Source organism: Shewanella sp. M16 (assembly GCF_018224605.1).
GTDB classification, from domain to species: domain Bacteria; phylum Pseudomonadota; class Gammaproteobacteria; order Enterobacterales; family Shewanellaceae; genus Shewanella; species Shewanella oncorhynchi.
Genome location: NZ_JAGTUL010000052.1, coordinates 1 through 20,999 on the forward strand (window position 1 = coordinate 1; position 20,999 = coordinate 20,999).

The 20,999-nt window shown below is 39.4% G+C and carries 22 protein-coding genes; 4 read left to right on the top strand and 18 right to left on the bottom strand.

The window, feature by feature from the left end:
- Together KFE26_RS21395 and KFE26_RS21400 are read left to right on the top strand one after the other, a co-directional pair.
- A partial coding sequence (locus KFE26_RS21395) for a DnaJ domain-containing protein (protein ID WP_212601646.1) occupies positions 1 to 648 on the top strand: 648 nt, incomplete at its 5' end.
- 37 nt (positions 649 to 685) lie between these two features.
- Positions 686 to 1,252 (top strand): hypothetical protein, encoded by a 567-nt coding sequence (locus KFE26_RS21400; RefSeq protein WP_212601647.1) that lies wholly within the window; start codon positions 686 to 688, stop codon positions 1,250 to 1,252.
- A 71-nt stretch (positions 1,253 to 1,323) separates the two neighbouring features.
- On the opposite strand, the gene KFE26_RS21405 is transcribed toward KFE26_RS21400, so the two are convergent.
- The 3 genes from KFE26_RS21405 to KFE26_RS21415 are packed head-to-tail and all read right to left on the bottom strand — an operon-like array spanning position 1,324 to position 2,914.
- Complete coding sequence (locus tag KFE26_RS21405) at positions 1,324 to 1,695, bottom strand: hypothetical protein (protein WP_212601648.1); 372 nt, start codon at positions 1,693 to 1,695, stop codon at positions 1,324 to 1,326.
- Between the two features lie 14 nt (positions 1,696 to 1,709).
- Positions 1,710 to 2,426: a StbB family protein gene (stbB, locus tag KFE26_RS21410; RefSeq protein WP_212601649.1), complete on the bottom strand. Its 717-nt coding sequence runs from the start codon at positions 2,424 to 2,426 to the stop codon at positions 1,710 to 1,712.
- A 20-nt stretch (positions 2,427 to 2,446) separates the two neighbouring features.
- Positions 2,447 to 2,914 (bottom strand): hypothetical protein, encoded by a 468-nt coding sequence (locus KFE26_RS21415; protein ID WP_212601650.1) that lies wholly within the window; start codon positions 2,912 to 2,914, stop codon positions 2,447 to 2,449.
- Between the two features lie 343 nt (positions 2,915 to 3,257).
- Between KFE26_RS21415 and KFE26_RS21420 the strand changes: the two genes are divergently transcribed.
- Together KFE26_RS21420 and KFE26_RS21425 are read left to right on the top strand one after the other, a co-directional pair.
- Positions 3,258 to 3,602 (top strand): hypothetical protein, encoded by a 345-nt coding sequence (locus KFE26_RS21420; protein WP_212601651.1) that lies wholly within the window; start codon positions 3,258 to 3,260, stop codon positions 3,600 to 3,602.
- Positions 3,596 to 6,634 (top strand): LPD7 domain-containing protein, encoded by a 3,039-nt coding sequence (locus KFE26_RS21425; RefSeq protein ID WP_212601652.1) that lies wholly within the window; start codon positions 3,596 to 3,598, stop codon positions 6,632 to 6,634. The genes KFE26_RS21420 and KFE26_RS21425 overlap by 7 nt, the downstream gene beginning before the upstream one ends.
- Positions 6,635 to 6,821: 187 nt before the next feature.
- Here KFE26_RS21425 and KFE26_RS21430 read toward each other — a convergent pair whose 3' ends face one another.
- The 15 genes from KFE26_RS21430 to KFE26_RS21500 form a co-directional block, all read right to left on the bottom strand.
- Positions 6,822 to 7,169: a hypothetical protein gene (locus KFE26_RS21430; protein WP_212601653.1), complete on the bottom strand. Its 348-nt coding sequence runs from the start codon at positions 7,167 to 7,169 to the stop codon at positions 6,822 to 6,824.
- A gap of 23 nt (positions 7,170 to 7,192) precedes the next feature.
- The gene (gene topB / locus KFE26_RS21435; RefSeq protein ID WP_212601654.1) at positions 7,193 to 9,409 is read right to left on the bottom strand and encodes a DNA topoisomerase III; all 2,217 of its coding nucleotides are present in this window, start codon (positions 9,407 to 9,409) and stop codon (positions 7,193 to 7,195) included.
- 14 nt (positions 9,410 to 9,423) lie between these two features.
- Positions 9,424 to 9,846 (bottom strand): hypothetical protein, encoded by a 423-nt coding sequence (locus tag KFE26_RS21440; RefSeq protein ID WP_212601655.1) that lies wholly within the window; start codon positions 9,844 to 9,846, stop codon positions 9,424 to 9,426.
- Positions 9,847 to 9,859: 13 nt separating this feature from the next.
- Positions 9,860 to 11,659, bottom strand: a complete 1,800-nt coding sequence (locus KFE26_RS21445; RefSeq protein ID WP_212601656.1) for a type IV secretory system conjugative DNA transfer family protein — start codon at positions 11,657 to 11,659, stop codon at positions 9,860 to 9,862.
- A 4-nt stretch (positions 11,660 to 11,663) separates the two neighbouring features.
- Positions 11,664 to 12,692: a P-type DNA transfer ATPase VirB11 gene (gene virB11 / locus KFE26_RS21450; protein ID WP_212601657.1), complete on the bottom strand. Its 1,029-nt coding sequence runs from the start codon at positions 12,690 to 12,692 to the stop codon at positions 11,664 to 11,666.
- Between the two features lie 65 nt (positions 12,693 to 12,757).
- Entirely contained in the window at positions 12,758 to 13,948 is a 1,191-nt protein-coding gene (virB10, locus tag KFE26_RS21455; RefSeq protein ID WP_212601658.1) for a type IV secretion system protein VirB10, read from the bottom strand.
- Positions 13,941 to 14,696 carry a TrbG/VirB9 family P-type conjugative transfer protein gene (locus KFE26_RS21460; protein WP_212601659.1) on the bottom strand — a complete coding sequence of 252 codons (756 nt, stop codon included), beginning with the start codon at positions 14,694 to 14,696 and terminating at the stop codon, positions 13,941 to 13,943. Before KFE26_RS21460 ends, virB10 begins: the two co-directional genes overlap by 8 nt.
- On the bottom strand, positions 14,693 to 15,454 hold the full coding sequence (locus tag KFE26_RS21465; protein WP_212601660.1) for a virB8 family protein: 762 nt from the start codon (positions 15,452 to 15,454) through the stop codon (positions 14,693 to 14,695). Before KFE26_RS21465 ends, KFE26_RS21460 begins: the two co-directional genes overlap by 4 nt.
- Positions 15,454 to 15,609: a hypothetical protein gene (locus KFE26_RS21470; protein WP_212601661.1), complete on the bottom strand. Its 156-nt coding sequence runs from the start codon at positions 15,607 to 15,609 to the stop codon at positions 15,454 to 15,456. The genes KFE26_RS21465 and KFE26_RS21470 overlap by 1 nt, the downstream gene beginning before the upstream one ends.
- 140 nt (positions 15,610 to 15,749) lie before the next feature.
- Positions 15,750 to 16,664: a type IV secretion system protein gene (locus tag KFE26_RS21475; protein WP_212601662.1), complete on the bottom strand. Its 915-nt coding sequence runs from the start codon at positions 16,662 to 16,664 to the stop codon at positions 15,750 to 15,752.
- Positions 16,665 to 16,692: 28 nt separating this feature from the next.
- Complete coding sequence (locus KFE26_RS21480; RefSeq protein ID WP_212601663.1) at positions 16,693 to 16,959, bottom strand: EexN family lipoprotein; 267 nt, start codon at positions 16,957 to 16,959, stop codon at positions 16,693 to 16,695.
- A gap of 17 nt (positions 16,960 to 16,976) precedes the next feature.
- On the bottom strand, positions 16,977 to 17,651 hold the full coding sequence (locus KFE26_RS21485) for a type IV secretion system protein (protein WP_212601664.1): 675 nt from the start codon (positions 17,649 to 17,651) through the stop codon (positions 16,977 to 16,979).
- Between the two features lies 1 nt (position 17,652).
- Positions 17,653 to 20,007, bottom strand: a complete 2,355-nt coding sequence (locus KFE26_RS21490) for a hypothetical protein (protein WP_212601665.1) — start codon at positions 20,005 to 20,007, stop codon at positions 17,653 to 17,655.
- Positions 19,970 to 20,338, bottom strand: coding sequence for a hypothetical protein (locus tag KFE26_RS21495; protein ID WP_212601666.1), 369 nt, complete (start codon positions 20,336 to 20,338; stop codon positions 19,970 to 19,972). The genes KFE26_RS21490 and KFE26_RS21495 overlap by 38 nt, the downstream gene beginning before the upstream one ends.
- A gap of 3 nt (positions 20,339 to 20,341) precedes the next feature.
- Positions 20,342 to 20,671 carry a hypothetical protein gene (locus KFE26_RS21500; protein WP_212601667.1) on the bottom strand — a complete coding sequence of 110 codons (330 nt, stop codon included), beginning with the start codon at positions 20,669 to 20,671 and terminating at the stop codon, positions 20,342 to 20,344.
- Positions 20,672 to 20,999 lie beyond the last annotated feature (328 nt).

Genomic DNA, 20,999 nt, shown 5'->3' on the forward strand with positions numbered 1-20,999 from the left:
GGCATTAAATGTTTTAAGTATTTCAAATATTTCAAATACTTGATATTGAACTTTACCCCCCATTGGGGGTATAATGGCTTTGTGGTCGGGAATAGTCCAAGACCAAAAAAAGGATTGTTAATCATGAATATAAACGAAGCTTTTAACATTTTAAATCTTATCGGCACTGTTTCATTTAGTGAAGTAAAAAAAGCTTATAGAGCTTGTTCTTTAAAATATCACCCTGATCGTAATCCAGCGGAAGCGGAAACGATGAAGCTAGTTAATATCGCATACGATTTTTTATCTAGCCTCGATCAAGATCCTATTAGTGAGACTGACGGCTTTGTCCAAAACGATTACAGCGAGCTTTTCAACACTGTATTAAATCAGTTGTTTGCGCTCCAAGAACAAAACGAAATTGACATAGAAATTTGCGGTTCTTGGATATGGATCACTGGCGATACTAGGCCATTAGCGCCCCAGTTAGGCCGCAAAGAGGGCGGGATCGGATGCTTTTTCTCTAAAAAAAATGGGGGTTGCTGGTACTACCGCCCATCTGAATATAAAAGCCGTAACCGCAAAGCGCACTCAATGGACGAAATTAGAGAGCGTCACGGCAGCACCAGAGCGACAAGACAAACATTTAATAGACAGCTAACAGCTTAAAGAGGATAGGGCGCGAGAGCGCCCTTTAGGGGGCTTTATGCTTAATGTTGAATTAGTCGTTAAATCTCTTGCTCGTCATCTGTCTGGTAAATGGATTTTTGACGCACTCCGCCAAACTCAGAACAGCTATTATTTACATGATAGAAACGGAATTTATATTCTGTTTCAAACTGGCGTTTATAAAAAAAACAATCCACAAATATCAATAAATTATTCAGACCCAAGGAACAACCAATTAAGGCGCATTGCTATTATTGGTTGCTCACTTAATAAAAGCATTCAGTCTATAAAAACAGATATTGAAACTCGTTTATTTTGTGAGCTTGAAAACGCTAGGGCAGAACGGGAGAAAGTTGTTAATTCTCGAAAACAAACTTTATTAGGTGATCAATACCGCTTTCACATGGTCAGCGCATTATCTCAAGTTTTTGAAGTGGAAAAGCGAACCAGTTCTTACACGTTTCAAACTTATGATTTAGTTGGGCTAGATATATCAGCCCATCACGGCAAGAATAATAATTTTAATTTAACAATTAACGATGTTAGTTTAGATGATTTGATTAAAATTGCTAACATCATAAAAGAGGGAAAGCTAAATAAATAAAAGCGCAGCCTAACTAGGGTTTAATAGCGAAGTCTTTAAACCCTAGTTAGGCTGCTAACAAGCAAAGCGCGTTAGGTGTAGGTGAAAATGAATCCTATAACTATTAATGCGCTACATATCCCAGAAAGTAAAACATAAGATAAAAACCTAATCGGTGAATCTTGTTTACTTTGGTTTTCTCGCATTGCCTCTTTTATGCACTCCTTAATTTCGCTCTTGATAGTTTTAGAAACTTCGGCTTGAAATTTAACAGCGTGATTATCAATTTCCTCAGTTATTTCTAAAATCGTATTGATTTTAGTTTGAAATGAGTTATCAAAAGCGGCAGGTATTGTTTGCAACGCTTTTGATAAGTCGATAACGTGATCTTGTAAAACTGCAAGTTGATCTAGTGTCATTGTGCGGATTAGTCTTTCCCAATCCGTAGGCTCTCCTTTTGCCATTTTTCAAACTCCTTTTAAGCAGTCAGCGAAAGTTTTGCAAACTCCGCATCTAATTTAAGAGCGTGAGATACGGCCAAGCGGTTAGCCGTCCGTTTTATAGATAAAATGGCGCGTTCGGTCTTATCTTCCGTTTCCCTTATTGCCGATTTATAATCGGTTTCATCTTCCAAAGCATCCGAAAAGGTGCATTTAATTTGTTCTAACAAATTAAATATTTCAGAATTAAAAATAGCGGGTAACTCGGTCAAAGATTTACGGCCTATCGTTTTTAATAAATCAGCTTCAATCAATGTCTGAAATTGTCTTTCTATATTAACAGACTCGTCAACTTTGTTTAATAAAACAATTAATGATGAAGGGCTAACCCCTAGATCTAAAAGATTGTCAATTGTGCTAACGGTGTCTTTTTGTTGCTTGGTTTCTGGCGTTGTTGGAATCAAAAAGAAATCTATATCTTCATGTGAGCCAGTGTTGCGCTTTAAGCCCATCATAAAGTTTTCAATATTTGACGAGCCAACATCTATAACAACAATGTTACCTAAATCTATTTGTTGGATAACGTTTGTCATATCCTTGGCGGATATACCCTCGCTTTCTATTCCGTCCGTGTTTATTGTTTCAACTCTGATTAATTCAGCGTTTGGCAAGCGTGGCATTAGAAACGTTTGGCAAATGGTACTTTTGCCAACGTTACCTGAGTTATTCAATACAGCTATTTTCAAATATTCCATTTTTAACATTCCTTTTAACTTTAACTGCTTTTAAGGCGGTTTACATGCTTTCTTAGTTGAGTTGATGATATTAAAGAGTGAGTTTTTACCCACTCTTTAACATCGTTTGAGTTATAGCCAAGCTTGACAATATCGTTAATTAAATGAGGGCTCATATCATGAAAAATTTCTTGCCATTCACTAGAGCTAGTTAATGATTCTAAAGCTGGTTTTTCTTTTAAGCCCTCAAGTTTGAGGGCTGGTTTAATGCTTGGCTTTGCTAGTTCTGTTGCGGGTGATAATTTCGATTTAGCCAATGCTTTTCTATATAAAGATTGAAAGTGTATTGTGCTAATCCCTAGTTCTAGCTTTTCATTTAGAACAGGCAATTTATAACCTTTGTCAACCAAAGATTTTAAATAAATCAAGTGATTATTGAAAACAGCTTGTTTAGGTAGCTGGTTTTCAATATCCGCTTTCATAGATTCCTTTAAATCTTCAAAATCCATTAATGAAATTCCATTTTATAACACATTCGTTATTTATAGCCGTTTTTGTATGCAAAAACAATCTTAGCCGTGTTTTTTCTTGTCCTACTAAGCCGATTTTGAGCTTTTAAAGGCTTTAATTTGGCGTAATTTAGGCGCTTTTGTGCATCTAACAAGGCTTTAAAGCGGCTTTTTTTGGGCTCGAAACGGGCTCGAAAGTGGCGCAGTATATGGTGGTATGTAAAGCCGAAAGGCTAAACATAGGCACGCTGTCGAAAGTATACTTCTTGCTCCGCAAGTCATATACTGTTCGCGTGCTTAGGGTTAACCCTAATACCCTTTTAAAACTCTACGAGTTCCTATTATGAGCAAAGAAAAAGCCACAGAGCATATACAGATCAAGCTAACACCCACAGAGTTCAAGCCCTATGGCGAGCTGTTGGCTGTCACAGGGCTTAAGAGTGCAACGCTTTTTAAGAAAATATTGCTTAGCCGTGAAGTCGAATTGGCGATTGATAAAAACGCCAATGTCGATAGGAAGCGGCTTGTTTTCTTGGCAAACAAGGCATCTAACAATATCAATCAAATTGCAAAGAGTTTGCACCAAGCGCACAGAGGCGGGATTGTTAACGAAAGGGTTTATGTTGAAACCCTGAATAACCTTATTTCGCTTGAAAAGCTTTTCTCAGGGGCGTTAGACAAATGTTAGCCAGAGTTACAGGCGGCAAATCTGGCATCGTAAATTATTTGATTGACGGTATTAAATCAGGCCGCGAGCTAGATAGAGATCAACTTGATAAGAGAATTTGCTTAGAGGGTAATCTAAATCTGACTGATGAAATCATTATGTCAATGGATAGCTCTGAAAATTATTTGCATATTACTTTGAGCTTTAATGAAAAAAACATTACAAGCGAGCAGATCGAGCAGGTTTATTGCGCTTATAGGGATAAGCTTTTAAACGCTTACGACCGCGAGGAATACAACATTTACGCTGAGATTCACCAGCCAAAAATCAAGAGTTATCAAGATAAAAAAACGGGTGAAATGGTGGAAAGATTCCCACACGTTCACATCGTTTTGCCAAAAAAAAATCTAGTCACTGGCAAAGCATTTAATCCTTTTGGACTTTATAGCGATTCTGTTAAATATCATGATTCTATTCAAGAGTCGATTAATAGAGGCTTTAATCTGTCATCACCTTATGACAGCCAGCGCCCTATTAGTTTTGAAGGAAACGCTAAGTTTTTGAGTCGTTATAAAGGCGACACGTTCAAGGGCGCTAATGTTGCGTTAAAGTCTCAGGTACTGGATTTAATTTTAGACAAAAAACTTTCTAGTAAATCAGAGCTGGTTAATGAGCTTTCAAAAATTGGCAAAGTCTCATTTGGTAAAGCTGGTTCTAATGATGAATATATTAAGTTTATGCCTAATGGTGGTTCTAGGAATGTTAGATTAACAGAGGCTTGCTTTGGCGATAGCTTCTTAGAGCGCAGAGAATTAAAACGTGAAAAGCCAAGTGATAAAGAAATTGGCTCTTTAGTTAATGAGTGGGTTAATACCGTTTCACACGAAAAAAAGTTTATTCATTCCGCATCACCTAAATTGCGAAAAGAATATTATTCACTAAATGCAACTGATAGAGAGGGTTTTTTAAATGAATGTAGAAATAGATTCAGAAATGAACATTTTCCAACGCGAGGACGGGCGGCAAATATCGAGCTTAGTCTTAAACGAAATGGATCAAGAACTTTTGCCAACATCGCAAACGGCTTGCCAAGTTTGCCCGAACGCAGTTTGGCTAGAAGTCAAAGAGGAAGGAAAAGTATTACCGAAGGTATTTTGCCAAGTAATGAAAAGCATAATTTGGACGCCACTAGATCCAGTAGAGGTTCTGAACTGCGACGGGCTTCTGTTGGACGACTCGGAGGACGAATAAGTAGCTTTGAAGGATTCAAAGTAAATGCAAACATAAAGTCAGCACCTAATAAAGCTGAGCAGATAAAAGGGCGGGTAAGTAGTTATAAGGGCTTTAAAATCAATGTAAGCATTAAGTCTAAGGATATTAAAGCACCTATTGATGATAAGCCTTTGACGCTTGCTGAAACTCTTTTGAGCGAGCATAAAGACAATGCTTTAAAAGAGGGTGAATTAAAATATTTTAGGATGTTAAGACGTGAATTAAAAGCTGATAATCTTTTAGATAGCTTAGTTTTAAGTCATGGAATAAACAAAGATGATTACAGTGTTTTTATTGCTAAAGACGGTTCCCAGCGTATAAGAAGTGGTACAATTGGATTTAACGTAAGTGATTTCTGTACTAAGCACATGCAAATGTCTTGGACAGAAACAAAAGGGATTTTAACTGATTCATACCGCAATCAGTTAGAAAATAAACGTGACAGAAATATTGTTAATTCTATTACTTTCGCTAGTAGATATGTCACACAAGGTTATAAATCAGCCTCTAAAATAGACCGTTTAAATGAATCTGTAATGATTCTTAAACGACTACAAAAATTAGAGAAGCAAGGAGCAAATGATATGTTAAGTACATTAGAAAAGTTCAAAGATAAAATTACCACTCAAAACTCGATCTCTGTTGGTTCCGAAACCAGCTTAGAGAAAAGCTTTGAACAGATTAAGCGTAGCCGCGAGCTTGCAGAAAAACTAGATTTCAAGATCTCCGACATTGTAGCGCGTAAAGATCTTAAGAATGGCAAAGTCGAGTTCCACGACTTCAATTCTGGAAATGTAGCTTTTACCGATGTAGGCAATAGAATTATTTTTAATGATAAAGAGCCCGATGTGGGTCATATAGCCGCAGCTATGGCTATCGCATCTGAAAAGTTTGGCGTCCTTAAGATCTCGGGCACCAAAGAATTTAAACAGCAATTAATAGACGTAGCTGTTGCCAAAAATCTGAGAGTTGTTTTCGATGATAAGCAAATGCAGTCCGATTTCTTGAAAGCCCGAGATTTACGCGATAATGCCCCTAAAAACGAGCAAAAACTTGCTGATAATGACGACAAAAACGCCATTACCAATGGGGCTAATGAAGCTAGGGAGGCTAAGGAAGTGGAAAAAGAGGACAAGTTTATTGTCAATTATAAATTTGATAATGCGACTAAGAAAGTTGAGCTTGAAATCAACGGCAAGCACCCAAGCACCATAGAACCTGAATTACTCGACAAGATAAAAGACAATGATGCTTTCTTGAAAAACTACTCTAGTGAAGAAGTGCAGAACGGCACTTTAGATCTCGACAAAGCACCTCAATCTGTGCCTTTCCCGCGTATATATGACGATAAAGGCCAGTTTGTAACGCCTTACACTGTGCAAGATGATAAGCCAGAGGCGAAACAAGAAGCCACGCCAACGGCCAAACAAGAAACCACGCCAGAGGCCAAGGAAGAAGCCACGCCAACGGCTAAACAGGAAGCTAAGCCAGAGGCCAAGCAAGAGACTTACATTGTTACTTATAAATTCGACTCTGAAAGCAGCAAGCTTGATTTACAAATTAATGGAAAACACCCCACTTCCATTAAACCGTCAGTATTAGACAAAATCGCTAAAGCTGATCCTTTCTTGAAGAACTTCACAAAAGAGGAAGTGCAAACAGGTAAGCTTGCGTTAGATAAGGCGGGAACCGAGCAGCCAGCGCCACGAACTTATAGCAGTGAAGGGGTAGCTATCAAAATCGAGTCAAACGCTCAAGAAGCGCCTAAGATGAAGATGTAAAACTAAAGGGCGGATAACCGTTTTTAGCGGTCGCGTTCCGCACCGGCTAAACGGTTACTCAAGCATTGGGTGAACGTCCTCCCTTGGTTAAGTGAACAGCGAATTAACCAGGGGAGATTCCCCCCAATAAAACAAACCAGCAAACCCAAAAATCAAAAAAAAAAGCCCTCAAATTGAGGGCTTTATCTTATCCGTAACACTTAGTTTTTTGTATGTACCTTTCATCTAAAACAGGGTTCATTCGATAACCTGCGATAAATTTATTGGCATATTCATCATCGCCCAAGATTCTCAAATTCAGATAAACGAGATTAAGTTCATCATATAATTCGTTCCCTTCTCGACAATGAGACTGACTGCTAACGCGCTTAATCATGTCTTTTAAATAGAAGATCTTTGCACAGGTATCGCTTGAAAAATGCGATTGTTTTTGTAACTCGTATTTCTTAACCCAATCGTTAAAGGGCTCTAACTGCTCACCACCTTTTAATGTTTTCCAAGTGGTAAGCAGATTCGGAAGTGTTCCATTTTCCATAAAATCTTACTCCGTGTTATTTGCTATTTAGATGCAACGGGAAAAACGGGTAAACCCCCTTTTTCGCTAAAAATTTGAGTGCATTCAGGATAAGCTGAGCAGCCCCAAAAAAATGACGGTTTGCCTTTAACTAGCTTGGTTTTACGTCTGCGAACTAACCCGCTTTCACACTCAGGGCATTTATGAATAGCCGAAATAATGACCTTAGCTTTTGGCTGTAAATTGGGTTTACCGTTCAACTCAGGAAACGTTGATTTACAATCAGGGTAATTAGTACAAGCGTAAAAGAAGCCTTTTTGACCTTTACGTCTTGATAAATGACCCTGTTCACAATTAGGGCATTTCTCCATGTTTGAACTAATGTTCATTGGATTGAGTTTTAAATCGGTTATCCGTTCATCGAGATAAAACTCTAACTTTTCGATAAACTGCTGAATAGTCATTTCGCCTTTTTCTATGCTTTGAGTGTAGCCACTCCAAACCGCAGAAATATCAGGCGCTATAACATCATTCGGTAAAGCCGCGCAAAACTCTTGCCCCGCTTCGGTCGTTTTCCAGACTTTTTCCTTATAACCTTTTTCTTCGCAAATAGTGACGAGGTTAAAGTTATCAGCGATTTTAGCTAAAATCCCTGCCCTTGTAGCTTCTGTGCCAATTGAGCCCGATTCATTGGCATTATCTTTGTCTTTGGCTTCCAACACCTTTCTAAGTTCGGGATCACTGACATATTTAGCGGCTCTTGTCATTGCTGCTAATAGGGTTGATTCGACAAAGTATTTAGGGGGGGTCGTTTTTTTCTTTTCAAAACTTGCATCGAGACAAGCTATGTCTAAGCCCTTAGATAATAGCGATAAATCTAGCCCTTCAATTGGCTTGTCTGCTTCAATGTCGCCTTTAAAGAGGCTTTCCCATCCCTGAGACTTTAAAACGGTTTGAGTCGCGACAAACGTGTGATCCTTAACGCTTAACGTCACCTTTGTTTTGTCTCTAATAGCTTCGGGATAAAACAAAGCAATAAAGCTCTTGGCTACCAGTTCATAAACATTTCGCTCTTGCTCTGTTAGCTTGATCCCTTCACCCGATTTTTCAGTCGGGCAAATGGCGTGATGCGCTTCAATCTTTGAAGCGTCAAAAGCTTTATGGTGCAAATTCTGACAGGCATCGATCACAGGCTGTAAGTCTGGACGAGTACCCGCGACCGCTTGCAAGATTAAATCTTTCTTTGCTAAGTGTTCATCTGATAAATAACTGCTATCACTGCGAGGATAAGCTAACAATTTATGCGTTTCATACAAACTTTGTGCAATGTTTAGCGTTTCTTCTGCACTGTAACCGAATTTTTTCGCACACGTTTGTTGTAGCCTAGAAAGGCTGTAAGGCATTGGCGCGGCTTTCTTCTCTGTTGTGTTAGCAATATCGGTAATGACGCCATTATTGCCACTTGTGGCCGCAATAATATTATTAGCGTTTGACTCGTCAATGATGCGGTTTTTTTCGTCCACAATATCGCTGTCACTTGGCTGGTGTCGTGTTTTGAAAATGCCTTGCTTAGTTTCCACATTCGCAGAAATATCATAGTAAAAACTGGCTTCGTGGTTTTTATTCGCTAAAGTTCGGCTGTTGATAAGCCCGAGTACCGCGCTTTGCACTCGGCCTGTGTTTAGCACACCGTCAAAGCCTTGCTCTCGGGCTTTGAGTGTATGCGCCCGAGTCAGGTTATACCCAAAGAGTTGATCGCCTATAGAACGTGCTAAAGCGCATTCTGACCAGCTTTTAAAATCTTCGTTCGGGCGTAAATCGGCTAAGGCTTTTTGCATTGGAGCTAAGTTTAAATCTGCTACCAATAAGCGTAAAACAGGCTTTTTGTTGTTACAGTAAGTTAAGATTTCATCGATCAAAAGCTGACCTTCTTGATCTCTATCGCCAGCGTTTACAACTGTTTGAATTTTATCACTATTTACCAGCTTTATGATTAAGTCTAAACGGTCTTTTGACTCTGCTTTTGGCTTTAGCTTTGGCGGGTAAACAGCTTTGATTGGTAAATCATCAAAGACCCAATTTTTATATTTTGCATCATAATCTTCGGGGTCGAAAAGCTCTAGCATGTGACCAAAGCAAGATGTAATAAGATTATCCCCAATCTCATAATAACCGCCTTGCATTTTCTTACCTGCAATTCCTCCCAACCCTTCATAAATGGCTTGAGCAAGTGATGGTTTTTCAGCAATAAATAGTTTCATAATTCGATATTCCCTTATCTAATTTGGCAATCAAAACGACCGCCATGTTTGCGGTTGCGTTCTTGACATTCGCATTGTTCTCTAAACTCTGGTTCTAAGGCTGCGCAGCCAGTAGCAGGGGGCTTTATTGAGTCATGACACATTTGTCTCGCTTGAGCATCTTGTATCAAGTCGCAATCCATTTCTTCATAACCGATCACCATGCCTGTCGCATCTGTTTTAGGGCATTTTGGCGGCTTAGAGAAAAAGCCCAAGGTCGCTAAATACGTGTTCCAATCAATCAACACTTTGCGGCATTCGTTATGTGATGCAGGGATCGCTATCCCTACGGCACACAAAATAGCCTCGCATGCTAATTCATTTTTATTTTTGGCTTGTGCGCTACTAGCTGACAGTAATAAAGCAGCGGTTAATATTGACACTTTTAATCTGTTCATTGGTAAAGTCCTTTTATAAAGATAATAGTGGTACTTCGGGTTTGTTGTTAATTGAATAGTTAACTCGTTCTAAAAGTATCGGTTCGTCAAAGTAAAAAATTTTATCCATTATAAATGGACGTTGGTTTTCCTTGATTAAAATCGTTTTGATACCAAGCGGGGCGGTTTTATGTAAGATTGTACCTAATTCAATAATTTCATGAGGCATCATTAAAGGGCGTTTTTGCTTTGATGTATTTGCGCTAGTGCTAATACCCTTGCCTTTGCTTCTTGAGTCGCTTTTTACTTTAACCGTTTTCGTCCCAAGCGTGTCTGAAAGTCTTTTTACAGAATCGTCAACTTCTTTAGGAGGGAATACAACCCGAGCCGCTAAGTTTTTTAGGATATTTCCAGCCCCTGAAACATCATAAGCTTTTTTATCTTCTAACTGCTCATTGCTTTGATAGATGATTAAAAACCTAACATTGTAACCAGCGGTAAAACTGATTGAATGGGATATTTGTTGAACTCGACCTATCGCTGTAAATTCATCCATAACCATTAAACATTGATATTTTAATGAGGGGTCTTGCTCAGGTAATACGGATATATTTTCGCTAATGGCTTGTTCAAAAAATAAGTTAATTAGTTTTTTGAATTTACCAAGTGTTTTAGGGGCGATACCAATGTAAATAGCCGTTTTTTTGCGTCTTAAATCTCTAAAATTAAAATCAGAACCGCTAACCGAGGCCGCTACAACTTTATCACTAAAAATGGCTAATGGACTGACAAGGTTACTTAGTATTGACCCCCTCGTTTCGTCTGGCGCTTCAATAAAATTGTTAAACTCTAATATAGTTTCTTTCGATAAGTAACCGAGACTGATCTCGTTTTTCATCCACTTTACAAGCCCCCCATCTGGCGCTGTAAGCTCAAGGATATAGGGCAAGGTAGGCGTGACATTTTTAAGTTTTTCAGTGTCTAGCATCCAAAGAGCTAGCCCCTTGAATAGCTTCCCTGCCAACTCGTTCCAAATATCGTTTTTATCTCCTGTAAGGGGATAAAGCGAGTTAGTCATGACTAAAATATCACCGACTCTGAACGCATCATGACGCCTTACATAATCAAATGGATTCCAACGATGTGAGCGTAAATCCTTTGCCTCTTTACTCCCGTCTAAATCTTCGCTGTCATACTTATAATCGGGGTTATATCCACTTGGGCAAAATAGAAAAACTTCGTGATTATATTTCTGTCTGAATCCACCTGTTTTAATAAAATTTTCTAGCTTTAGGTCTAGCACGATAACAGAGTCAGTAAAAGTCACTAAATTAGGGATAACAATACTTACACCCTTACCGCTTCGCGTGGGCGCTCCTACACCTGCAAATAATTGACCCACTAACTCAACATATTTACCCGCAAATTTTCCTGTAGTCATTTTGCCAAGCAAAATAGAGGGGGTTTTGCGCTGTTTATCAGTTGGAAATAATCCAGATGCGGCTAGCTCTTTATCATTCGCCCATCTAGCAGAACCGTGTATTTCTTCTTGTTCCAAGAAGATGTAAAAAAACATAATGGCGATACCGATAGGGAACATCGTTACAACAAAAGAAATCAATAAACCAATTTGTAATACTTGAGTAAAAGAGTCGTCATTAATGTATTTAATTGAATTATTGTAAAGCGTGTCATAAGTCAAATAATCAAGGCTAATAAGCGTTGAATCTAAAAAATATGCCCCCCCTGCATATTGTCCAATAATAAAAAATATAAAAACAGACACTAAAACCGCACTCGTTAACCCGAGCTTTTTCTTTCCTGAAATAGCCATTAAATCATCCCTCGTTTAGCAGTTTATTTTTTAAAGCAGGGTCATAGTAAATCTCGGTTAATCGCGTATGTTTAAAAAATGCGATAACGTCAATACTGGTTCGAATGGTTCGCATAATATGGTGATAATCTAATGTCTGTCCGACCTCAGATTGCTTAACTAGCCCCGCTAGTCTGGATGGTGCCGAATAGCAGTTGTTAGCGTGAATAGTAGTAATTGAGCCCTCATGCCCTGTATTAAGCATTTCAAGGTATGTCCATGCTTCATCACCGCGTAACTCAGCCAGCAAAACATGATCAGGCTTCATACGCATACAAGCTTCAATGATTTGCTTTGGCGTTAATCCCCCGCGCTTATAGAACAGGTGCAAATGATTGGGATGATTGGGTAAATCAAGTTCGTGAACGTCCTCAACTGTAAAAATACGTGAATCGGTCGGGTAGCAGTCCACCATTGCTTTCATCACGGTTGTTTTGCCTGAACCTGTACCACCGACTAATAAAATGTTCATGTTGGCCGTAACAGCTTCTTTGAAGAATTGCTCATAGTTACCTGACTCTTTGAGATCAAGTAATGCTTGCTGTTTGTCGGTTAATAACGTTTCTGAAAATGCCATTGTTTTAGCATCATCAAACCGCCCCGAGGTTTGATAATCATTGAGTGAAAATCTTGAAGTGGAAGGTTTGCGAAAGGTCATACTGACAATGCCGCTTTCAGTCGCTGGCGGTATTGCAATTTGTCCACGCTCACCTTCGGGCAAAATGACCGAGGCAATCGGGTTAGCTTCTGACAGTGGGATTGTTAACTTGGCATATACAGATAAAGAACGCGCAAGATCCATGCAAAGTGAAAAGCTGAGATTAGGGAGGGCTTTACATTCCCATCCGTTCCCTTTATCAAACCAACACTTAAAAGGCTCATTGATTGCTATCTCAGTAAGTCCTTTATAACTCAATATTTCGTTGAGCCCTGCCATTTCCAGTTGAGATCTAACAGTCGTAGAGCTATCAAAGCTTTGGATTAAAGCATTCATATTGTTAACCTTTTAAATTTGCTCTTGGTTAATTGAAAAGCAAATTAACCAGGAGCAAATTACAATTATCTAAACTCGTAAACCGTGGACATATCAATGTCACGCGCCACAATAATATTGATGCGCTGACCGATTTTTGAGTAGCCAGTGGGTTTTATGTTTATGCTGGATTTAAGGGCTTCTGACGCCATATCACTGCCGTTGCTAGTTGAGTTGTCAAAACTCATACCTGAACCCGATTCAGTCGCTTTATTTTTCACAGTTTCGAGCGCGTCATCGATGAAGCTAAGCAAAATTGCGCCACCAAAGCGTTGCATAAAATGGTTATCTATCCATGCCTCAGAACCCGAAGCGCCTAAGCGTCCAGCACCAAGCGAATTAATTTGAATCGAAATCCCTCGGGGCGTTTCAATATCTGACCAATTCGTAAACAGGCGAGATTTGCCTTGTTCAAGTGCAACTCGTTGACGGCCACTGACCATTGATCCACGTTCAACCAGTAAAGCGGCACCGTTGGCGCTGTAAACGTCTTGCGTAACTCGACAAGTCACAAAGCCCTCATAATCAGAAATGATTTGCGTATAGAGCGCACAGGGAATAGATGAACCATGTATTAAGAGGAAATCTAACGCGCCTTGGCCGCGATTAGAGGCTACCCCATTATCAAAAGCGGGTACGTCATAAGACTTGTCGCTTTCTCTGGCTCCTGCGTTCTGTGACCCTGACGAACCAAGCTCGATCATCATTGCGCTATCCATTTTTCGCACTTCTGGCGTGATCTCAGCATTGCGGTTTTGTTGCCTTGGCGCGGTTGGCCGTGGCTGCGGCTGTGGCTGTGAAACCTCAATAGGTTGTTTAGGCTCTGGCATGGTTCGAGTAATCACAGGCGGTTGATAAGGGTTATCTATCGCCTGTTGCTGTTTCAACGCTTTTTCTTGCCTTGCTATTTCTTCGGCTTTTTCGCGCTCTTTACGAGCCCTCAAGCTGTCAAAGAAATTTTCATTACTGGCAAGATTATTTGTCTCTGTTTGTGTTACTGCGCTATTTGTGACGGGTTCAGCATCGTCCTGAGTCGCGCTTTCAACGTCTGTAAGAGCTTTCAATACAAACACAATCGCAATAATTACAATAACCACCGCAAAGGCGATAAAAGCAATTAAGGCGCTTTTTTTATTGCCGCTTCTTGCATTGCCAACATTCAAGCTAGATCTGTCTAAATTAGCTGAATCATAAGCGTTCGGGATTTGCTCACTCATCCTTAAGTCCTCTCGTAGCCTTGTTACTGGTGGCTTTATGATTAAATCCGCTGTGTTCAACAGCACTCGATGATAAACCGAGAACACGCTCACCTAGTCTGAGTCGGTACTCGCTCGCTATGCTTCTAATAACCATCGTATCTTCGGTAAAATGGTAGTTAATTAGCGATTCTTTACCGTCAGCCGAGATTTGATAAGCAACAGGTAATTCAGCGTTTTTAGTGAATTTGAGGCAGGTAAAGCGCCCGTCATCCCACATATATTGCGGGGCTAACTCTTGATCTCCCCATTTCACATAAGCGAAATTTTGAACACCATCTGAGCAAGGGATTTTTAAGCTATAGTCAATTGCTTTTTTAACTGCTTCATATTCCATTTTGACAATGTAATGAGGCGAATAGCTCGATACCAAGTCAAACGAATAAGTGCGCCCTTTATCACTAACGACCGTTAAATTCGTGTCAGGTTTTTTAGCGGTCGGTTTGAGGAAAATATTATTTCCTCTGACGCTAAAGCCCCAAGCCTTAGCGTCACCAATACCTAGCCCCGCACTATCTTTGCTAATCGTTTCGCCATTATCTAGCTGGATAAGCGTTGCGGTGCCAACTTTGGTATTTATAATGATTACGTCTTTAGGGTTATATTTAATAAGGGCGATTCGGTCGTCATACCCTTGGTTTTTTGGCGAAACAGCCGCAAAAGCAGAACATGACGGAATCAGAAATATAAGTGCTATTAATATTCTCATTGCGAAACCCTATCTTCTCGGTATGAAGTGACTTGGAACCCTAGAGGATTAAGAGCCCGTTCTTTTTCTGTTGAAATAACCGACCCATAATTAAATGTGATCGTTGCGCTCCATTGAGTAACATCAAAACCAACAGCGGTAGAACCATCGTTAGCAACAACTTGACGAGTAAAATGCACTTGAGCTAATTTTTCATCACTACTATTTGTTGGTAAGAATGACACACCTTTTACATCAACAACGATTGAGCGTTTATCACCAAATACCTCAAGCGGTGAGTCTTTAGCTCTAATTGCTTTTGAATAAGCGGAAAAGACTTTATCACCACTCATTAAATCAACTGTGTTATAGCTATTTTGGATTGTTTGCCATTCATAACTATTTCGCTCAATCATGAATCTCTGAATCCAATATTTATCTAATACCTCGCCATAAGATACGCCCTCACCGTTCTTAATTGGCTTTAAGACTTGAGTTATTCCTGTTTTAGGGTCAACTATCGTCATGTAATTTTCGATGGTTTTTAAAGGCGTTAGAGCGATAACAGCACAAACAGACATTAACGCAATCAAGCCAAATGCCGCTGCGACTTTCCACGCTGTTTTAGCGGAGTCTTTAGCCATTGCAACTCTATCATTTTCGAATTGCTTCATTTCATTAATGTAAACATCTACATCTTGTGCCGTTTTCTTATTAGCAGGTTTGTTAATGTTACTTATGTTTTCGTTAAATGCGTCTTGCATTGCTGATGTTTCCATTAGTTAGACTCCCCTTTTTGATAAAGGTCGATTAAATACACAATTGGAGGATTAACAGATGTTTTATCACCTTCGGGCTCTGGCGGAGGCGGGGGCGCAGATTGGCAACTTGCTAATGACAACAGCAAAATAATAGAGAGAGTAATAGATTTCATTTTTTACGTCCTTGAACAAATAATCCGTGGGTATTTTTAGGCAAAGCGATTACAGGCGCTAAAAAAGCACTAAACTTTTCCCGCATTTATAATCACTTCAATAATTAACGCTCACATCTATTGTTGTGAGCGTTTAATAACTATCCCGCTGATATTTTATTTTTACCTACAGGGTTAGGAATGCTCGGTTTTCCGAGTAAACCGCCAAGACCTTTGCCCATCCGTCCTAATACTCCAACGCCACCAACTAGGCCGTTTATACCAACGCCACCACTTAAGCTAGAGCAGAAAGTTGGGATTTGAATAGATATAAGCAATAGTGCAACAAACATGATTAGGGACATATAGCAAGCCGTTAATGATACCGCTTGTCCGAAAACAGTGTAATTAAGAATTGCTTCAAATGTAGTAAACGCTAAGGGATATATTAACGTTAATAAAGCGTAGTTAAATATTTGTCCTGTCCAAGCTTGGAAGAATGAACGAGTCGAAGGGAAAAACGACATCATTATGAACAATGGCCCTATGATAAGTAAAAAACTCATCATTATTTTAGCTACCAGTAAATAAGCAAATGCAACAGCGATGAAAGGCAAAGCTCCTATAACCGTTACGAATATAAGCTGGTATGTCAATATAAACCTAATCCAACTATCACCGTCCAAAAATTCCAGTGTTGTATTCGCGCTTATGTCAATAATCCGCAAAACTAAGTTATCAAACATAGTTTGTAATGCGTTGCTCGCGCCACTTCCACCGACTAGCTTTGTTGCTATGTCATCCCCAATATCTAATGCAATGGGCACTAACTTGTTTATATAAAGGTCAGTGCCAAAGGCAATAGAGGTAACTAACGCTAATGTAACCAGAAAATTAACTGATTCCATTACCATTAAGTTTGCAGGGTCAAATAATGCTTTGTAAGCAAAATAAACCGCATATAAGCCGACACAAGCCCCCATAAGGGGCTTTATTATTGACATGAACACCACAGCAAGCGTGGATATATTGCCGATAACAGTCGTGTCTACAAAGTTAAATACATAGTCAAACATATTTTTACTCCCAAAAACTTAAATTGTTTTACTTGGGTAAAAGTTTGCCAGTTAAAGGGTCTGTGCCAAGTAGCTTAGCTGTCCCAATTTTTGCTTCTGCGGAAATCGCATTTAAACAATTGGCGGTTATTTTACGATCTGCGCTTTCTCGGCACCAGCTCACTTTTTCAATCATTTCGTCTTGATTATGTAAAAAATAATCAACTGTTTTAATAGCCTCAGTTTTCGGGACTGAGTTATCAGAACAAGCAGACACAAGGGCTAGCGCAATAATTACTAAAGAAAGTTTTTTCATTTAAATATGTCCAAAAATTATTTTTTCTTAGGGGCACCAGTATAAAGGAGCTGCTGAGTATGAGCGCGAGCTGCGGCGCTCGATTCTAACAACTCTTGCTCTTTCATTAACTGATTCAGTGACTTCATCATTTGTTGGTCATTTTCAACTTGTACTTGTTGAAATGCTATTGCGTTGCCAATATCTTCTTTTGCGGCTGGCGTTGTAGCCCGATTAAATTGTTCAACTAACTTTTGCAATTGATTATTGCGGTTGATAGTTGCGTCATAGTATTTTTGCTGTGCGCGAAAATTTTGCAATTTTCGGTCATATCTGCGTTGAACCGCTGCATTATCTGAATGCAAGCCGAACTCGTCACGCATAGATGCTAGATCACTTGTATCGTTATAAGCGTCTTTCCAATCGTCCATATTCATGAATTGATTTAAGTTAGGGTCATTAACTAAATCCTCAAAATTATAATGACCCTCGACCATATCTTTATAATGTTCGCCTTGGTTTTTCAATTCGTTTAGACGGTTTCTAGCTTCTGATATTTGTTGTGCGAATTGTTGAGCGTCTTTTGCTCCATCCATCACCATTTGCAATAAAGATGCAACATCAACAACTGGAATACCTGATGCTTGGACTTTATCAATGGCTGACAAATTTAAAACTGATGCGATAGCCGCAGCTAGTAATATTTTTTTCATGCTAAATCTCCTTTTCTGACATTAAAAATTCTTGTAGCTTTGGAATCCAAATTTCAGGGTCATTACCATGTTGCGCTCTGATGTTATCGCAAGCATTTAATACATCATCTGAGCCCGAAATAATGGGTAAAAATTTGTCAAACCCAAATAGATCGAGTTTGGCAAAACAGCTTGTGTTTGACTGCTTAACTAAGAATGTTCGTGAGGCTTTATCGAGCATTTTTAGTTTTTCAAACTCGCCTTTGGTTACGTTACAGCGTTTATATGAATCAAATTCAGCGTCAGGATTCGGTAGAAATATTTTCGTTGCTGTTTGTTGAACAATAGCGGGGAAAATATCACAGTGAATGGCATCCTCTGGTGATTGTGAGCTTAAGATCATAAACTCGTTTTTTAACCGCCCTGCTTTTAATACTCGTTTCATAATTGATTGAGTCAAAGGGAAGTTAGCTGGCATCCAAAATTCTTCTACAATCGTGAGCATTAAACGCCCTTCACGCTGCATTAAATCTTTCAGGAAAAAGAGCACTGCAAGTATTGGTTCGCTTGCGGGGTGTGTTTTTCCGTTACCGCCAATCTCTAGCAACATGGTTGAATCGAAACCTACTCGATCCATACTTGCGGGGTTAAATTTATTGATTGGAGCGTCTAAACACCAAGATAACTGCCCTTGTTCCGAGCGACACCATTTTGAAAGTCTAGTGCGAATGGTTGGGGTTGAAATAGATTGCAACACCATAGACAAAGAACGCTGTAAAATATCTAACCGCATCACTGCTTCAATAGCGTTAAATATTTCGACTTCTTCATCTTCTGTTACGTTCCCATCGTTATCAGCACAGATTCGACAAGTAAGACGATTTAAAAAACCTCTTAACTCTGGCGAGTCGTTAAGCTGGAATGGGTTTAAACCCGTTTGTGATCCTTCACGAATCACAAAATATTCACCGCCAAACGCTCTAATAAATAACTCCGTAGAACGGTTGTAATCAATACTAAATATTTGCGGGTTAAAGCGGGTTAAGTAGCCTGTAATAACGCCTTCAAGCGTTGTTTTACCTGCTCCGCTTGCACCTAGTAACATAGTATGACCCGCATATTTTTGACCTTTTACGTCCTTATTTAACTCTGACGCATGGCAGTTTAAATAAAAGAGCGTATCAGAAACACTTTTCAGCGGTAGCAGTGCCGAGCCATCCCCTATTGGGTTGCCTGTTGCCTTACCTTGTGAGTAATTATGAAGTGACCAGCCACAAACAAGATTTGTTGTTGTCCTCGGGCTCGACATAACCCGAATTTTTGACGCTGGTAAAATACTTAGGAATGTAAATATAGATTTGAGATTGGCGCGTTTGAACATCATGGATCGAGACATAAACTCTCCGACCATATCAGCCCCATCGTCCAACGTGCTTTTTTGTGTATCACCGAAAACAACTAAAGAAGCGTGATAATCACCAAAGCTAACCTCACCCGATGCAACATAATTTCTCGCTGTGCTTAGTTCCTCTAATTCTTGTTCTGCTTTATCTGATGCAGATGATAATAGATTTACTTGCTTATCTATCAACTTAAGGGTCGCATAACCTTTCATAAGGATGATTGATTGCGTCAGTATAAACTCGCACTGTTGCTTTAAGATAAAATCCCACATTCCCATTTCAGTTGATATAGGAAAACTATCAACCTCGTAAAAAGTGGCATATTTTGATGATTGGCTATCAGCATTTCTGATTTCAAGTAAATCATAACCAAAGTGCCAATCACTATTCCCTATAACGTTAACAAGCTTACTAGCTCCAAGAGCAATAGGGCGGCTGGTGCCATTCAGTAGGAATGATAAAAACTCGGCTGGTTCATTGCGATAAGTATTCTCATTCACTTCTAATATAGATAAATCAAATCGCCCTAGTGCCGCTTTCGAAAGTTTTAATATGTCATTAAGAACTTCAACACCGTTATTTATAGAGTCAACTTTCAAAACAAAGGTTAAATAATAATTTGTCTTGAAAAAACGTTGCCCTTTAAATGATTCGAGATATTTAGCTGAAAACTCAGTCATGAAAGATGAATCAAAGGAGTAATCCGCCTTTAATTCATCTTTTGTTTTTATGATATGAGTCCATACGGCCATGTTTGAGCCATGACTTTTAGCTAACTGATTTAAAAAACCTTTAACTGAGTTAAAAGCTTGATCTAGTTCACTCTCTGATTCCGATTCAAAGGGCATCCCATTTAAACAAACGGTTGCCATAATTCTTGAATCATCCAGTGAAACTATATTGCGCGAAATAGGATAACCATATTTCGGCAATTGATTAATGATTGGTATTGTTTTTAAGCCATTCACGGACATTTTCTTTTCTCCTTGAGGGGCTATCTACTGGCGAGGACGTAAACGATGTGACATTAGACTTACAACGCACTCGATAAAAAACGCCTTTTAAATCCCACCAAACAGCTTCCATTGCTCTTGAATCACTTTCACATTGAAATCTAATCCCAAATAGAATAACTATAAGAATTAGCGGCATTATTAGACCCTTTAGATCGAATAAAACAATGCCGCCAAAACCTGTAATCATAATGAGACACACAAATATTACTAACGTGATAATCGGGATTCCGAACATCAGCCCTTTTCGAGCCATTACGTTATAGGAAGCATATTTCTGTTTCTCATTCATGACTTAGCTACCCCAAATCATCCACGCCCACGTTGCACCAACAATAGCCGCACCAGCTAATGCAACTTTGCCGAATGCCATGATCACATCACCCCAAGGCTGTTTATCTGCCATTGCAAGGCCGATTTGATACATCATGTAAATCAACGCAACGACAAAAAGAATGCCATACAACCATTTTTGAATAGCTGTAACTTCTGCTGTTGCTGAATCTAAACCGCCAGCGGCTAGCACTGGATTCGTTGCCATGAGTGAAACGGCACCAGCGGCCATAAATGCCTTTAGTTTGTTCAAACGAGTTGCGCCAGTGGTAAAAAGTGCTTTTAAATTCATGTGAGTACCTATTTATTAATTAGAGAAATCTTTGAATACATCCCATGCCTCAACTTTTTTTGGTGCTGAGTTTTGGGGAATAGGGTCAGCTTCCATTGCTGAAAGCGCTTTTAGATCTTGTGGGCTTAATTGCATCGGTGAGGATTCGAGCGGAAGTAAATTTTTACTCCTGTAACAGCTATAAGCCGCCCCGATTGCTTCCTGTCTCTTCTACACAAATCCCTCAGTTTGCCCCGGGGGATTTTTTTGAACCATTTTCAATTACCCTGATCTGATCCTGACCTTTTGTTTCAGATACCACATGCCATGTTTTTAAGTGAACCATCAC

Excerpts from the sequence above, each read along its gene's own strand:
- KFE26_RS21465 (WP_212601660.1), bottom strand. The coding sequence starts at position 15,454 with ATGGAAACATCAGCAATGCAAGACGCATTTAACGAAAACATAAGTAAC.
- KFE26_RS21405 (WP_212601648.1), bottom strand. The coding sequence starts at position 1,695 with ATGGCAAAAGGAGAGCCTACGGATTGGGAAAGACTAATCCGCACAATG.
- KFE26_RS21445 (WP_212601656.1), bottom strand. The coding sequence starts at position 11,659 with ATGGCTATTTCAGGAAAGAAAAAGCTCGGGTTAACGAGTGCGGTTTTA.
- KFE26_RS21440 (WP_212601655.1), bottom strand. The coding sequence starts at position 9,846 with ATGAACAGATTAAAAGTGTCAATATTAACCGCTGCTTTATTACTGTCA.
- virB11 (WP_212601657.1), bottom strand. The coding sequence starts at position 12,692 with ATGAATGCTTTAATCCAAAGCTTTGATAGCTCTACGACTGTTAGATCT.
- KFE26_RS21495 (WP_212601666.1), bottom strand. The coding sequence starts at position 20,338 with ATGAATGAGAAACAGAAATATGCTTCCTATAACGTAATGGCTCGAAAA.
- KFE26_RS21470 (WP_212601661.1), bottom strand. The coding sequence starts at position 15,609 with ATGAAATCTATTACTCTCTCTATTATTTTGCTGTTGTCATTAGCAAGT.
- topB (WP_212601654.1), bottom strand. The coding sequence starts at position 9,409 with ATGAAACTATTTATTGCTGAAAAACCATCACTTGCTCAAGCCATTTAT.
- KFE26_RS21400 (WP_212601647.1), top strand. The coding sequence starts at position 686 with ATGCTTAATGTTGAATTAGTCGTTAAATCTCTTGCTCGTCATCTGTCT.
- KFE26_RS21480 (WP_212601663.1), bottom strand. The coding sequence starts at position 16,959 with ATGAAAAAACTTTCTTTAGTAATTATTGCGCTAGCCCTTGTGTCTGCT.
- KFE26_RS21475 (WP_212601662.1), bottom strand. The coding sequence starts at position 16,664 with ATGTTTGACTATGTATTTAACTTTGTAGACACGACTGTTATCGGCAAT.
- KFE26_RS21425 (WP_212601652.1), top strand. The coding sequence starts at position 3,596 with ATGTTAGCCAGAGTTACAGGCGGCAAATCTGGCATCGTAAATTATTTG.
- KFE26_RS21490 (WP_212601665.1), bottom strand. The coding sequence starts at position 20,007 with ATGTCCGTGAATGGCTTAAAAACAATACCAATCATTAATCAATTGCCG.
- KFE26_RS21415 (WP_212601650.1), bottom strand. The coding sequence starts at position 2,914 with ATGGATTTTGAAGATTTAAAGGAATCTATGAAAGCGGATATTGAAAAC.
- KFE26_RS21430 (WP_212601653.1), bottom strand. The coding sequence starts at position 7,169 with ATGGAAAATGGAACACTTCCGAATCTGCTTACCACTTGGAAAACATTA.
- KFE26_RS21500 (WP_212601667.1), bottom strand. The coding sequence starts at position 20,671 with ATGAATTTAAAAGCACTTTTTACCACTGGCGCAACTCGTTTGAACAAA.
- KFE26_RS21460 (WP_212601659.1), bottom strand. The coding sequence starts at position 14,696 with ATGAGAATATTAATAGCACTTATATTTCTGATTCCGTCATGTTCTGCT.
- KFE26_RS21485 (WP_212601664.1), bottom strand. The coding sequence starts at position 17,651 with ATGAAAAAAATATTACTAGCTGCGGCTATCGCATCAGTTTTAAATTTG.
- virB10 (WP_212601658.1), bottom strand. The coding sequence starts at position 13,948 with ATGAGTGAGCAAATCCCGAACGCTTATGATTCAGCTAATTTAGACAGA.
- KFE26_RS21420 (WP_212601651.1), top strand. The coding sequence starts at position 3,258 with ATGAGCAAAGAAAAAGCCACAGAGCATATACAGATCAAGCTAACACCC.
- stbB (WP_212601649.1), bottom strand. The coding sequence starts at position 2,426 with ATGGAATATTTGAAAATAGCTGTATTGAATAACTCAGGTAACGTTGGC.